We start from the raw sequence: 15,110 nt of genomic DNA, 5'->3' as shown, positions 1-15,110 counted from the left end.
AACTACAGGTACCAGGTACTTGCACCTTTTTGAGTTTTTTGTCGAAAGTTAGATTTATTTTAAGCTTTCCGACTAGAATCTCTTATCACTAATTCTGTAGGAAAGATAAAAAACTTTTCTCTGGGACTTAAAGATTGACCAGAAATTCTTTTTAACAAAATTTCAGCTGCCTTTTCTCCCATCTGACTAACAGGTATATTAACTGTAGTTAGAGAAGGATTATAAAAATTAGCCATTTTAATATTATCAATCCCAATAACCGATATCTCGGCCGGAACTTTAACTTTTTCAGCAATTAATGCCTGAATAACACCAATTGCCATCTCATCATTTAGACAGACCACAGCTTCTGGTTTATTTTCTCGAGCAGCTATTTTCTCACCAACAGTATAGCCACCTTCCATTTTCAAATAATCATAATAAATATTTTCTTCTTTTAAGTTTAGACCATGTTTCATTAATGCACTTTTAAACCCATTTAATCTTTCTACACTCTGACCGGCAAAAGCAAGCTCTTGATGCCCCAGTGAAATTAAATAATCTGCAGCTTGATAAGCCGCATGATAAACATCACTTTTAACAACTGGAATTAAATCATGGTCAACACCATCGCGATCTACATAAACAACAGGTATATTCTCTTCTACCAGTTTAATAATCAGATCATTGTGCTGAGCCATCATATCACCCACACAGGCAAAAATTGCTCCATCAACCTGGCCAGAACGAAACATATTAATGTAACGCAGCTCTTCTTCACTTTCATAATCAGTACTGCATAAGATTACATTAAAATTCTGGCTGCGCACATAATCTTTAATTGATTGTGCCAGTTCTGCAAAAAACGGGTTAACAACTTCGGGAATTACCAGTCCAATAGTTTTAGTTGACTTCTTGACCAGAGCTCGAGCTCTGGCATTGGGCACGTAATTAAGTTGATCTGCTATTTCTTTGATCCTTATTTTAGTATCTTTATTAACCTTATCACTGCCGTTAAGTGCAAGTGAAACAGTTGCCAGCGAAACACCTGCTTTTCTAGCAATATCATTTAAAGTTACAGCCATATAATCTCCCTCTTTTAAAACGTTTAAATTAACATATTTACATAATAACAAATTTTCATACAATTTGCAAGATTAAATTCAAAATTTTATCATTTGAGTATCTGTTACTAATGTCATTTGTGTGATTTATATGTTTAACCCGGTACAAATTGCAATTTGTACCGGGTACAGAAAAATATATTTTTAATAATCAAGCCCTTTGAACCTAATCTGGAATTCAAATTCTTTTACTTTTAATTCGTATTTTTTTAAGGATCTGGGGCCACAGGAGGTACTACCCAGACCTCGATTTTTATGAATTAACTCCAGATAGATTTCATCTCTAAATGGAAGTTCACAGTCATGTTGAGCTAGCTCAAGATCTCCTTTGCTGTAACAGTGAGCAGTAAAATCAAATTCTCTGGAGTTATAAAAGTTTATTCCTGCTCCAACTCTATTTTTAAACTGCAACCATTTATTTTCAGAACGATTACCATTATCCTGAGGATAAACATAGGGAGTATGCAGCTCACCAATTTTTTTAGTAAAAAGATCGATATAAGCAGCTCTTTTGCTATCAGGATAAGATTCGCCCGGTCCTCTACCAAACCAACTTACAGTCTCTAAATCCTGACTTAATTCAAGTTCCAGAGCAATCCTGGGCAGAGAATATTCTTTTTGATCAGCAAATTCCCCTGCTGTGTCGAGCTCAACCTCACCATTATTATAGATCTTATAATTAAGTTCTGCCTTGATAAGTAAATCCTTTGCTGCAGGTCCAATTGTAAACCGACTTTTAATTACTATATAATTAGCTTTAGTTTCCACAATTTTTAATTCATCCAGACGCTGCCTTAATTTATCAATACCCTGTTTCTTCCACTCAGCAGTGTAATTATAAGTAATATCAGTATTATCATTATCTATCGGAGCTCGCCAGAAACTCAGTTCAGGTCCTTTTTCAATCAGACTTTTACCACGATAGATATACTCACTAAGTTTACCGGTGCCTTTATCAAAGAAAATACTAAATTGGTCTCCTTTAACTTTTAAATATAGATCATTTTCGTTTATACTAAGGCTCTTATTTTTTAAATGCTTTTGAGCTGGATGATATAAACTATCGAAAATATAGGGAAGTTTAAATTGTTTAAATGTAATCTCATGTCCGGCTGCAGCCCAGCTTTGACTGTTCTTTAAAACTATAGAAAAGTTTAGATAACTATCTACTGGAAGCGCAGATTCGATCTCAATTCCCTTTTCTTCAATAATTAGTTCTAAATCACTAAGTCGCAGTCCCTCAACTTTAAAATCTTGAGTATCTCCGGCCCGGAGTGTAAAATCCTGACTTCCACTTTCAATTACCAGTCCGGCTGTTTTAACCTCCCAATTCAGCCTGTAATCTGAACTATCAATAAAATTAAATTGATTTTCTATTTTAACTTTGCCAGCTTTAAAATCAAAATCCTTAATTTTAAAGGGAGCCATTATATATTTATATTCAGTTAAGCCGGGAGAAGGAGTTCTATCGGGAAAGACCAGACCATTAATATTAAAATTCTTATCATTTGGCTGATCCCCAAAATCTCCACCATAAGTATAACAAATCTCTCCAGCAGAATTTTCAACAGCAATTCCCTGATCCAACCAGTCCCAGATAAATCCACCCTGAGCAGAAGGATATTCATAAAAAACATCCCAGTATTCTTTTAATTCCCCAGGACCATTACCCATTGCATGAGCATATTCACATAAAATTACAGGTTTCTCCTGTTTTTGGGCAAGTTCTGCAGTTTGATCTATTGAAGGATACATGGGGCCAATAATATCTGCAATTTCCTGTTTGCGATCACCCTCATAGTGAATTGGCCTTGTTGGATCAAGACGACGGGTTAGTTCTGCCATTTTACGATGATTATCACCAAATCCTGATTCATTACCCAGAGACCAGATAATTATTGAAGGATGATTTTTATAATGTTCAACCATTCTTTCCATACGATCCAGAAAAGCTCCTCGCCAGTCTTCAGATTCAGCCAGTTCATCCCAGCGTCCAACAGGTTCCATCCCATGACACTCTATATCTGTTTCAGCTAGAACATAAAGTCCATATTTATCGCAAAGCTCGTAAAAATAAGGATGATTTGGATAGTGAGCTGTTCTGACCGCGTTAATATTATGTTTTTTCATTAATAAAATGTCTTCTTCCATTTTTTCGCGGCTTACAGTTCTACCAAGATCCGGATCAAAATCATGACGATTAACTCCTCTAATCATAACTGCCTGACCATTAACTAAAAGTTGAGCATTTTTAATTTCTACTGTTCTAAATGCCACCTTCTGCCTGACGGTTTGAATTTTTTCTCCTGCTGGATTTAACAATCTAATCTCAAGCTGATATAAATATGGATTTTCGGCTGACCAGGGCACTGGCTCTGTAACTTCCAGCTCAGTTTTGAATTTATTAAGTCTGGTCTTTTTTAATTCAGACAGCTCTAATCTTTTTTCGGCTATTTTAACTCCCTGATCATACAAATCAATCTTAATCTGAGAGCCTTCAGAAATATATTCCTGATAGGAAAGTACTTCAAAATCACATTTTAAAATTCCTAATTCCAGATTGCGTTTAAACTCGCTTTCAATTTTAAAATCCTCAATTTGAAAAAAAGGCTGGCTGTAAAGATACACGTCACGAAAAATTCCGCTCAACCACCACATATCCTGATCTTCTAGATAACTTCCGTCTGACCACTTAATAACTTTAACAGCAAGTGTATTCTCTCCACCATAATTTAAATATTCGCTTAAATCAAACTCCGCAGCCAGCCTACTTCCCTGGCTATAACCAATATATTCTCCATTTAGCCAGAGATAGAAGGCGGAATCTACCCCTTCAAAACGAATTAAATTTTGTTCTCCCTCAAGATCAGGGCTCAGATAAAACTCTCTGCGGTAAAGTCCGGCAGGGTTTTCAGATGGTACTTTTGGTGGCTCTACAGGAAAAGGATAATTAACATTGGTATAATGGGGTCGATCATATCCTTCCAGCTGCCAGTTAGAAGGAACTGTAATCTGATCCCAGTCAAGAGTAGAGAACTCATTTTTATAAAACTCCTGCTGATATGTATTATGATCTGATAAATATTTAAAATCCCATTCACCATTTAATGATTTAAAATTATAATCAGTTAATGTTTCTTGATCTAAAAAGAAAATACGATTTGCATGGGGAAGACGCTTATTAACTGCATAAATACCCGGGTTTTCCCATTCTCTCATTTAACTCACCTCATTTAAATTTTTAAAGAATAAAGACCAGAAGTTATTAATATTCTCGACGAACTTTTTTCATCCTTAAAAAAACTTTTTATTAAATTTGCTAATAAAGATACAGCTTCAGCCAAATATTCAGCTGAAGCCACACTAAAGCTACCCTTTTAAAGCTCCCATTGTAATTCCCGAAATAATATACTTCTGGAAATATAAGAAAATAATTATTAAAGGTGCAGTTGACATTGTTGCCGCTGCCATAATATGATGCAGTGGTATTCCAAACTGCTGACCCTGCAGCTGTGCAATAGCTACTGGAACTGTGTACATGATTGATTTATTGGTTACAATTAACGGCCAGAAAAACAAGTTGTAATTATTCATAAAATAGATTGTTCCTAGAGCAGCTACAGCCGGTTTGATAACCGGTAAAATTATTTGAAAGAAAATCCTAAACTCTCCACAGCCGTCAATCCTTGCTGCTTCGATTAAATCATCGGGAATTCCATCAATATACTGTTTGAGCATAAAAAGTCCAAATCCCTGTGCTGCAAAAGGTAAAATAAGGGCCGGGTAGGAGTTAATCCAGCCAACCTGAGCCATTAAAATATAGAGAGGTATTGCCAGAACCTGCATCGGAATCATCATGGTTGATAAAATTACAGCAAAAAATAATTTCCTACCAGGTGCTTCTCTATATTTGGAAAGCGCATATCCACCAGTTGCCGAAATAAAAACACCAAAAAAAGTGTACATGATAGCAACAAAGAAAGAATTAAATAAGTTTCTACCATAAGGAACAGTGTCAAATACATCAATATAATTATTCCACATAATTTTATCTGGCAGTAAACTGGGAGGATATTCTGAAATTTCGGCCAGTGTCTTAAAGGATGATGTGATCATCCAGACAAATGGGAGTAAAGAAATAAGTACTCCGGTGATCAATAATATATAAAACACATAAGTAGTAATATTTTCTTTTTTAAACATTGCTTAAATTCCCTCCTCGCCAGAACCAATTTTAATCTGAAAATAAGAGGCTACAAAAATAATAGCAAATAACACATACGATAATGCTGATGCATAACCCATTCTAAACTGCTGGAAACCAGAATTATATAAATACTGAACCACAGATAAAGAAGACTGCATTGGTCCTCCACCTGTCATAATATAAGGCTCGGTAAAAATTTGAAAAGATCCAATAGTAGAAAGAATAAAAGTAAATAAGATAATAGGCCGCATCATTGGAACGGTAATATAGAAAAATTTCTGAAAGGTAGTTCCTCCATCTATATCTGCTGCCTCGTATAAATCTTCCGGGATATTCTGCAGTCCTGCCAGCATAATAATAGTATTATAACCAACCCAGCGCCAGGTAAGAACTATCACAATTGAAATTTTAGACCAGGCTGTACTTGTTAAAAAGGGAATCTTTTGGAAACCAATACTTTCAACAAAGAAATTAACAAGACCAAAAGAACTATCTAATAAAATAGTAAATATAACTCCAACAACAACTGTTGAGGTAACAAAAGGCATAAAATAACCAACTCTAAAATATTTTAAAAATTTAACTTCTTTTTTATTCAGCATAACTGCCAGAATCAGAGCAAAACCTAAGATTAGAGGTGTACTTGTCAGCCACATAAATATTGTATTGAATAACGCTGTATGAAAAGTTGAATCAGTAAAAATTCGTGCATAGTTTCTGATTCCGATAAAAGTTGCCTGACCAAGCCCTCCCCAGTCATGTAGACTCATATAAAAAGAGAAAATAATTGGAAATAACATAAATACAGAAAAAAACAATAAAAAAGGAACTAAAAAATAATAAAAATGACGGTTTTCTTTAATTTTTTGCAGGGTAGTTTTATCTTCCAATGATTATTCACCATCCTTTTAAGAAAGCAGGGTCATTCTGACCCTGCTTAATAATGATTAATTTATTTTACTCCATAAAATCTTCAATTGCTTTTTGAGCTTCTTCTAAACCTTTGTCCAGATCAACTCTGTCAGTTAAAATTCTAGTAAGCTGTAAGTTAACTGGAGCCCCTTCTGCACCAAAAGCCTGAGTAGAATAAGGTGTTGCATTCCAGGTAGCTAATTCTTTTTCACTTATTTCTGCAAGTTTCTGCCATACTTTCTGACCACCAAAGAATTCTATTTCCTTGTTGAATGCTTCTGATTCAAATATTGGTCTATAAGCAGGCATTACTCCAGCATCCTGGAATAAGAATTCTGTACCTTCTTTTGAAGCCAGGACATACTTAGCAAAGTTAACTGCAAGCTCTACGTTTTCAGAATTTGAAGGAACAACCATTGCAGTACCACCCATTGAACCTGCTGCCTTGGAAGTAAAGTTAGGTGCCTGCATAACTCTCCACTTACCGGATGTTTCAGGTGCAATTTCCGTAATATTACCAATGAACCAGCCACCAGCTAAGATAGTTGCTACTTCACCATTCTGGATTGCTGCATTCCAGGGAGTTGACCAGGGAATTGCTTCTAAACCAATACCAGAATCTGTGATTTCCTGCATAACTTCTATTACTTTATAATTAATAGAAAGCTTATCTACAATTGGATTACCCTGTTTGTCAAAGAAATTTCCTCCTGCAGCTCTTAAAGCAGGTTCGAAATTCCAGTTACCCAGTTCATAGTGAGTTGTAGGCCAGGGTAACATTTTACTTCCTGTTTCTGCTTCAATTTTTTTACCAGCTTCAATATAATCATCCCAGGTTTTAATACTTTCAGGATCTACTCCTGCTTCTTTAAAGATATCTGCACGATAGAACATTGTGTAAGGACCAATATCTGCAGGAATACCATATGTTGTATCTTTATATCTTGAACCTGCATAAGCTGCTGCTGTAAACTGATCAGAAATTGGATCAACATATTCGGATAGATCTGTTAAACCACCTAGTTCAGCAAAACTGGCAATATGAGTACCCAAGTTTACTGTTGCCAGATCAGGTCCACCTGTACCAGCTGACATTGCAGCCTGCAATCTAGGAACCATGTCTCCCCAACCAATTAATTCTACATTAATTGTAGCATCCGGATGATCTTCTTCATAACGATCTGCCAGCACTTCTAAAGTGTCAGGATAAACTCCCCAGCCCCAGACGGTAATTTCTTCCGCAGCTGCAGAAAGAGTTAATGAAAGAGCAAAAATCAAAGTTAAAGTAATAATTAATGTTTTTTTCAAAATAATTCCCTCCTGATATTTTTATTTTTCTAAATAAACAGATTCAGTAGAGCTTAAGTTCACCTCCCCGCTAAAAGCTTTTCGTTAAAACGTTTTAAAGTTATTTCTTTTTCTTATTTAAAGCCTCTTAAAAGGTTTTAAATAAGTTTAAAAAAATATTTTAACTTCAATTGTAGTTTAGCATATATTATTAGACTTTTCAATAATATTCTCAAAATTTTGTTTTATAAATTCAAAACCTCCTGAAAATTGTGGGGGATCATCCCGACTTATTCAGGAGGTTAAGGGAGAAAATTTTTATTCAACAGTCATTTGGTTAAATTCAACAATTTCTTCAACTGGTATTTTGGGAACTCTATTTTCATCCAGAAGACCGTTTTTTTCCTGCTCCACATCAGTTAGCTGTGTATAACAGTAGCCTTCAAAATAGTCAGCTGCTCTAATTATCTCCATGATTTTTTTCATTCTCTCAATCAACTCACTCTGACTCTGTACCTGTTCACCATATCCCCAGCCTTCTTCGTCCTGAAAAGCTATACCACCAAATTCACTAAAAATTAACGGCTGACCTCGATATTGATAATTATCCGCCATAATGAACTTTCCGCCTTCAATATAAAGCTGATCATTAAAAATCTCCTTATTTTGAAGCAGCTTCTCCCAGTTTTTAAGATATGTCTCCTTTAATTCATCTTTGCTCTCAACATAATCATGGAAGGTAATTATATCCGAAACTGTATGTTCCCAACCATCATTGGCAATTACAGGTCGCTGGTTATCAATACTTTTGGTAAGATAGTAAATACTCTCAGTAAAACTCTGCTGTTTCCGACTGGTTTTAACAGCTTCAATTCCCCAGGACTCATTAAAAGGAACCCAGGTTATAATAGAGGGGTGATTATATAATTCCTTCACTACCCGCAGCCACTGACTGCTGAAATTTTCCACTGCCTGATCATTATATTTATAGGTTGAACCAATTTCTGCCCAGACTAAAAGGCCGAGTTTATCTGCCCAGTAATAAAAGCGATCGTCTTCTATTTTTTGATGTTTTCGGGCCCCATTAAAGCCCATCTTTTTTGTTAACTCAATATCTCTTTTAATAGCCTGATCAGAAGGTGGAGTTAATAAGGTATCAGGCCAGTAACCCTGGTCCAGAATTAACTTCTGATAAAGAGGCTGATTATTTAAAAAGATTTTATCATCTTCAATAGAAATCTTTCTCATTCCAAAATAAGAACTCACTTGATCTAATATTTTTTCATCTTTTAGAAGCTTGATCTCAAGATCATATAAATCAGGTCTGGATGGTGACCAGAGTTTAATTTGCGAATTTTTATCATCTAAAGAAATTTTAAACTTATAATCTCTTCTATCAACATTAAAGGCTAACTTTTGAATCAGTTCCCCCTCAAATTTTATTTCTGTTATCAATTCATAATCACCAGCAAAATTACTCGCCTTAAAATTATATTCTAATTCCACTTCTCTCTGGTCAAGATCAGGAGTAATCTTAATATTTTCTAAATATAAATCCTGCTCAACATACTCTAACCATACAGTCTGCCAGATCCCAGTTGTCCGGGTATACCAGCAGAGAAAATTTTCTTCTTTATAAGTTTGTTTACCGCGCGGTTGAGTTTTCGAACGTGAATCTTCGACCTTTATCACAATATTATTTTCTGCCTGATAATCAACAAAATTACTGATATCAAAAGCAAATGAATCATAACCACCACTATGACTTCCAACAAAATATCCATTAATCCAGACTTTTGTTAGATAATCTACAGCACCAAAATTTAAAATCACATTTTTATTAGACTCAACATTAACTCTAAATTTTCTCTGATACCAGATATAATTATGTTCACTGCGATCAGCAATTCCACTGGCTTTAGTTTCAAAAGTAAAGGGAACCATTATTTTAGTTTCGAATTCTTCAGCTTTAAACCATCTATTTTTTTCACCCTCATTTTGCCCATCAAAAGCAAAATTCCATTCTCCATTTAAATTTTGCCAGGTTTCTCTTTTAAACTGTGGTCGGGGATGTTCTGGTCTTGGTATTTTTGACTCCATCTTTTTCCTCCTGTCTTATATATTTAACCTTTAATACCTGTAAATTTGATACCCTGAATAATCTGCTTCTGGAATAATAAGAAAGCTGCAATTGCAGGTAGAGAAGCAATCATATTAACAGTCATCGGTATTGAATAATCTGGTGTATAAGCATCAGTAAATGTTGGAACTCCAACTGGTAAAGTAAACATTTCTTTAGTCATAATTGCTATAAACGGCCAGAGGAATGCGTTCCAGGCCTGAATAAAGGTAAAAATTCCAATTGAGGCTATAGCTGCCTTAGAAAGCGGCATAAATATTGAATAATAAATTCTAAATAAGCCGCAGCCGTCAATGCGAGCACTGTCAATTAAATCTCTCGGAATGGCATCAAAAAATTCTTTTAAAATTATGATCCCTAAAGGAATTGCAATTCTGGGTAAGATCAGTCCAGGATAAGTATTGATCAAACCTAATTTTTGCACAATATCAAATAAAGCTACAACATTTGCTTCAGTTGGCACCATTAAACCAATTGTAAATAGAACAAAAACCAAATTTTTATATTTAAAATCAATTACCGAAAGGGCAAAAGCAGCCAGTGAATCAAAGATAATAACTATCAAAGTAACACTTGCTGATACTATCAAACTGTTTAGCATCCATTTTAGAACAGGTGCCTGGGCGATAACATCAGAGTAATTTACAAAAGAATATGGAGGCAAAAACCATTCTATAATTTTTGAAACATGATAGCCTGAAGGTTTAAGAGAAGCAAAAAGCATCCATAAAATTGGAAAAATAAAGAGTACTGCCAGCAGATAAGAAAAAGAATACTTTAGCACTTTTGTAGTTGGTGAAGTCTTATTCTCCATTATTACACTTCCTTTCTATTCCGTAAATATATTTGAACCATAGAGACAATTACCAGAATTATAAAAAAGGCAAAAGCCATTGCTGCACCATATCCCATGCTGTTTTGTTTAAAACTAGTTTCGTAAATATACTGTACTATTGGCCGGGTTTCTGTTCCGGGTCCACCACCGGTGATTAACCAGACTTGTGAGAAAATCTTAAATGAAAATATGATCTGCAGTAAAGTTATTACCCAGGTAATCGGTTTTAAGGATGGTAGTGTAATGTATAAGAGCTGCTGCAGCTTAGTTGCCCCATCTACTTCTGCTGCTTCATAAAAAGATTCCGGTATATCCTGTAATGCTGCTAAATATAAAACCATATTAAATCCGACTGTCCACCATAGGGTTGCAAAAACAATTACAAACCAGGCAAGATTGGCTTCTCCTAACCAAAATATTGTTTCTTCTACTCCAAAATAACTCTGTAAAATCCCATTTAAAAGTCCACTGTGTGGTTGAAAAAAATAGACCATAATTGAAGAAATAACGGCGACTGATAATACATAGGGTAAGAAAAAAGCTATTTTCAAAAATAACTGCCCTTTAATTTTTTGATTTGCTAATAACGCTAAAACTAAACCACCAATAACAATTGTTGGAGTGGAAAGAATTACAAACATTAGTGTATTACCTAAGGACTCCCAGAAAGCTGGATCTTTTATCATATAAAGGTAATTATCCAGCCCAACAAATCCCATATTGCGAATCATAGTCCAGCGGTGAAGACTCATCCAAAAACCTCTAAAAATCGGAAAAATTAAAAATATTACATAAACTAAAGCGAAAGGCAAAAGAAACGGCAGTGCCTTTAAGAAAGGATATTTTTTAGACAGCTCGTTATATAAATTCAAATTGAGACCTCCTTAAAAATTTGATTTCTACACAGACACAGCTTAATGTGCCTGTGTAGAATTTTAATTATTCTATCTGCTTATTAATCTTTCAATTGCTGTTACAGCCTCATCTACCGCTTCACCTGCAGTAATCTGATCATTCCATACCTTACTTAAAGCTGTAGTAATTTCTGTTCTGATTCCCCAGGTATAAGCGCCAGCACTATCAAATTTAACATAATCTGCCGCCTTGACATAATCTAATCTATAAGGCATATTTCTAAATGCTTCTTTTTCAATTACAGTATTTTTACTTGGAATATGTCCTGCTTTAGCCCAGAGCTCACCGTGATCTGTAGCCCACTTAGCAAAGGTCAGAGCTGCTTTTTGTTTTTCTTCATCGATATCTCTAGCATAAGGGATAACAAGAGTGTGAGAATCTCCCCAGACTGATCTATTATTAAAGATCTCTGGCATAGGAATTACACCAAAGTTTAAGCCTTCAGTTTCTTCTAAAGTACCAGTAATCCAGACACCAGTTAATAAGGAAGCCGCCTCACCATTCCTAAATAAATTTACATTTTCCATATACTCTGAATGCAGAGGAGAATATTCTTTATCATATAGATCTTTCATCCAATCAATGGCTTCTACTGCCTTTTCTTTATCTAAAGTAACTTCCTTCCCGGTTATAACTGGTGAGCCATCAAGCTGATTATAAAGACTCCACCAGACTCTGTAATGTCCTTCTGCAGTTAATTTAGTCCAGTTAGTCATCGGATATTTAGCAGAAGAGTCAGCCTTTAATTTTGCTAAGTAATCTTTAAATGATCCTTCTATCTTAGGAGTACCATCTTCGTTAAGCAGTCCTGCTTCAGAAAGTAAATCTTTATTGTAATAATAAACAAGAGGATGAGTATCTAAAGGAACCGCATAAATTTCGCCGTCTATTTCTGCTCCATTTAAAATATTTGTATTATATTCAGACCATTTAATTCCTACACTTTCTCCAAGTTCAGCTAAAGGAACAATTAAACCCTCATCTGCCAGTTCTTTTACTCTGGTAACATGACTGATTGCAATATCAGGTCCATTACCACTGGCGGTAGCTGTTTTTAACTTTGTATAATACTCCTCCCATTCTAATCTTGTTACATCTACATTGATGTCGTCATGAGTAGCATTAAATTCTTCTACAATTGCATCCATAAACTCAGCATCTCCACCACCAAAAAGATTCCAGTATTCAACAGTCACAGCCTCAGCAAATGCAGATGTAGTAAATCCGATCAATAAAGTTACTAAAACTAAAAAGAATAAGCTTTTCTTCATTATAAATCCCCCTTAAGAATTTGTTGTTAGAATTTGCCCAATTGCTACTTTAATTAATAATATTGTGAATATTTTTTTGGAATATCCCCCTCCTTTTGTTTTATGTATTATTGCTTTAATTTAATAATTATTGAATTAAAGCGCCTAAAAAATTTGAACTGGTATTTAGCTCTATTATTACTATTCAAGACAAAGTTAAAAATTCCTGCTTTTATTTTAATTTTTCTTAATTTAATTTATTAATCATTGAATTTATATCTATATCTGAGCATAATATCCTGTCTGTAATTACCAAATTTTTTGCCAAAAAGATTAACCCCACCTACATTACGGGCATCTTCTTTAACTCCAATTTTGACATCAATAAAATCTTCATTCTCAATCTTAATATCAGATAAAGTTATATTTGAAATTTTATTGCCGTCAATATATGTTCCATCTTCTGTTACCTTCCAGATTTTTAAAAGCCCGTGCTGAGTCTGATCAAAATACCACCAATCAGGGTTCAAAATACCTCTGTTTTCACCAAAATCACCGGGGGAGGTCCAGACACCAATTTCAACTCCATTAATCCAGATTGAAATATCAGAGGGCCAGTCTTCATTGTAATCTGAAGTTTCTGAGCAGATCTCCATACTCAGCTCTAATTTTGTAGCTTGAGAATTATTAGGTAGATTATTGGGGAAAACATATTTTACATACCCTTTGCCGAACCAGAGAATCTGAGCATGAATATGTTCAGGATGCAGAAATGATTTAACATCATCAAGTTCACCAATTACTGCCTTTTCTGAAGCCAGACCACAGGTTGGACTCACTTCAAAATCTTTATAGTTTCCAATCGGCATTGATGTTTCAATTAAATTTTTATCCTTTAATTCTCTATTTCCTGGCAAATTAACCAAAATTTTGTCATAATTCAATCGACATATTTTTTGAGAACCGTGATTACCAGGTTTATATTCAGTTTCGATTAGACCAGCTTCTTCCAGCTTTTTAATATTAACTGTCACAGACGAAGCAGGCATATCTATATATTCAGAAATTTGATTTAAGTTCATATCTTCATTCTGTAAGACTTCTAATATTCTCATTCTGGACTCAGAACCAAGGGCTTTTAAAACCTCTATAATCTGTTCTTCATCCTTTAATTCCATTATATTACCCTTCATTTTAATCACTCCAATTACTTTTTATAATTTTATTTTAACAATTATTGAATTAAAAAGCAATTATAAAAATTAAATTCCTATTAGAACTCAACCGCTTCCCCAGTTTCAGCTGATTGATAAATTGCATCCAGAATTTGAGCTATCACCAGAGCCTCTTTGGCTTTTACAGGTGGCTCTTTATCAGCTTTTATAGCTTCAATCCAGAGCCTTATTTCTCGATCACCAGGGTCTTCGTTTGTTGAACTGGCTGTAGAAATTTCTTCTTTATAAAGCCGACCCTCTTTTTCGCCATTGATTCGGAGACCATTAATATTGTCAGCTCCTGCCTTTGTTCCACTCAAAATACTTTTAATATCATATTCTTCTGGAGTATTTAAAGCCCAGCTGCTTTCTAAAAATATTGAACAGCCATTTTCCATTATAATATGGGCAACTGCTGCATCTTCAACCTCAAATTTTTCTTTTTCCCAGGGTCCAAAATAATTGGCCTTACTGCTTTCTGCAGCCATCTCATTAAAAACATTTGCCAGCACAATTTTAGGCTGATAATTATCAAGCAACCAGAGAGTTAAATCCAGCGAGTGAGTTCCTATATCAATTAAAGGCCCACCACCCTGAATTTCTTTATCCAGAAAATACCCCCAGGTTGGTACACCTCGCCTCCTTAAGGCCAGGGAACGAGCAAAATAAATTTTTCCCAGTCTGCCACTATCGACCAGCTCTTTAAATAAAATGTTTTCTGTTTTAAAACGATTCTGGTAACTAACTGATAATTTTTGACCTGTCTTTTGAGCCATCTTATACATTGCTTCTGCCTGCTCAGCATTTAAAGCCATCGGTTTTTCGCACATCACATCTTTGCCAGCCCTCAATGCAGCAACTGAAATTTCTGCATGAGAATTATTCGGGGTACAGATATGGACAAGATCAAGCTCATTATCCTGCAAAAGTTTATTATAATCTGTATAGACTCTGGAAACTTCAGCTCCAAATTCTGCTGCTGCTCTTTCTGCTTTTTCCAGACTTCGATTACAAAAAGCTGTCATTTCTACATCTCTCAATTTAGCCAGACCTGGCATATGTTTACTGAAAGCTATTTCTCCACAACCAATTATTCCGGCTTTTAATTTTTTTCGCATTAATTTTCTCCCCTTAGATCAGTAATATTAAAGACTGCTATTTATTATTATAATTTGATTTTTTTCACTTAAGCTACTTGATAAAATCCTAATCTTATAACCTTTTACCTCTGGCCTGGTTTAAACTGA

The 15,110-nt window shown here is 34.9% G+C and carries 11 protein-coding genes; all 11 read right to left on the bottom strand.

What is annotated here, in order from left to right; translation table 11 throughout:
• Positions 1-59: 59 nt before the first annotated feature.
• Entirely contained in the window at positions 60-1,064 is a 1,005-nt protein-coding gene (locus BW929_RS06915) for a LacI family DNA-binding transcriptional regulator (protein WP_076544643.1), read from the bottom strand.
• Positions 1,065-1,247: 183 nt separating this feature from the next.
• Complete coding sequence (locus BW929_RS06910) at positions 1,248-4,322, bottom strand: glycoside hydrolase family 2 (RefSeq protein ID WP_076544642.1); 3,075 nt, start codon at positions 4,320-4,322, stop codon at positions 1,248-1,250.
• A 150-nt stretch (positions 4,323-4,472) separates the two neighbouring features.
• On the bottom strand, positions 4,473-5,306 hold the full coding sequence (locus BW929_RS06905; RefSeq protein WP_076544641.1) for a carbohydrate ABC transporter permease: 834 nt from the start codon (positions 5,304-5,306) through the stop codon (positions 4,473-4,475).
• A 3-nt stretch (positions 5,307-5,309) separates the two neighbouring features.
• Complete coding sequence (locus tag BW929_RS06900) at positions 5,310-6,200, bottom strand: carbohydrate ABC transporter permease (RefSeq protein ID WP_076544640.1); 891 nt, start codon at positions 6,198-6,200, stop codon at positions 5,310-5,312.
• Between the two features lie 67 nt (positions 6,201-6,267).
• Entirely contained in the window at positions 6,268-7,530 is a 1,263-nt protein-coding gene (locus BW929_RS06895; protein WP_076544639.1) for an ABC transporter substrate-binding protein, read from the bottom strand.
• A gap of 297 nt (positions 7,531-7,827) precedes the next feature.
• Positions 7,828-9,609: a glycoside hydrolase family 2 protein gene (locus BW929_RS06890; RefSeq protein WP_076544638.1), complete on the bottom strand. Its 1,782-nt coding sequence runs from the start codon at positions 9,607-9,609 to the stop codon at positions 7,828-7,830.
• Positions 9,610-9,632: 23 nt separating this feature from the next.
• On the bottom strand, positions 9,633-10,463 hold the full coding sequence (locus BW929_RS06885) for a carbohydrate ABC transporter permease (RefSeq protein WP_076544637.1): 831 nt from the start codon (positions 10,461-10,463) through the stop codon (positions 9,633-9,635).
• A gap of 2 nt (positions 10,464-10,465) precedes the next feature.
• Complete coding sequence (locus tag BW929_RS06880; protein ID WP_084566117.1) at positions 10,466-11,356, bottom strand: carbohydrate ABC transporter permease; 891 nt, start codon at positions 11,354-11,356, stop codon at positions 10,466-10,468.
• Between the two features lie 72 nt (positions 11,357-11,428).
• Complete coding sequence (locus tag BW929_RS06875) at positions 11,429-12,670, bottom strand: ABC transporter substrate-binding protein (protein WP_076544636.1); 1,242 nt, start codon at positions 12,668-12,670, stop codon at positions 11,429-11,431.
• Positions 12,671-12,909: 239 nt separating this feature from the next.
• Positions 12,910-13,842: an ArsR/SmtB family transcription factor gene (locus tag BW929_RS06870; RefSeq protein ID WP_076544635.1), complete on the bottom strand. Its 933-nt coding sequence runs from the start codon at positions 13,840-13,842 to the stop codon at positions 12,910-12,912.
• Between the two features lie 80 nt (positions 13,843-13,922).
• A complete protein-coding gene (locus tag BW929_RS06865) occupies positions 13,923-14,981 on the bottom strand; it encodes a Gfo/Idh/MocA family protein (protein ID WP_076544634.1) in 1,059 nt (352 codons plus the stop codon).
• Positions 14,982-15,110: the final 129 nt, after the last annotated feature.

Origin of the sequence: Halanaerobium kushneri, assembly GCF_900156285.1 — a bacterium.
GTDB classification, from domain to species: Bacteria; Bacillota; Halanaerobiia; order Halanaerobiales; family Halanaerobiaceae; genus Halanaerobium; species Halanaerobium kushneri.
This window is presented reverse-complemented; position numbering and strand designations above follow the sequence as displayed.

What these genes read in the sequence shown, in the direction of transcription:
- BW929_RS06870 (WP_076544635.1), bottom strand. Translation starts at nt 13,842, where the DNA reads ATGAAGGGTAATATAATGGAATTAAAGGATGAAGAACAGATTATAGAG.
- BW929_RS06890 (WP_076544638.1), bottom strand. Translation starts at nt 9,609, where the DNA reads ATGGAGTCAAAAATACCAAGACCAGAACATCCCCGACCACAGTTTAAA.
- BW929_RS06875 (WP_076544636.1), bottom strand. Translation starts at nt 12,670, where the DNA reads ATGAAGAAAAGCTTATTCTTTTTAGTTTTAGTAACTTTATTGATCGGA.
- BW929_RS06915 (WP_076544643.1), bottom strand. Translation starts at nt 1,064, where the DNA reads ATGGCTGTAACTTTAAATGATATTGCTAGAAAAGCAGGTGTTTCGCTG.
- BW929_RS06885 (WP_076544637.1), bottom strand. Translation starts at nt 10,463, where the DNA reads ATGGAGAATAAGACTTCACCAACTACAAAAGTGCTAAAGTATTCTTTT.
- BW929_RS06905 (WP_076544641.1), bottom strand. Translation starts at nt 5,306, where the DNA reads ATGTTTAAAAAAGAAAATATTACTACTTATGTGTTTTATATATTATTG.
- BW929_RS06865 (WP_076544634.1), bottom strand. Translation starts at nt 14,981, where the DNA reads ATGCGAAAAAAATTAAAAGCCGGAATAATTGGTTGTGGAGAAATAGCT.
- BW929_RS06910 (WP_076544642.1), bottom strand. Translation starts at nt 4,322, where the DNA reads ATGAGAGAATGGGAAAACCCGGGTATTTATGCAGTTAATAAGCGTCTT.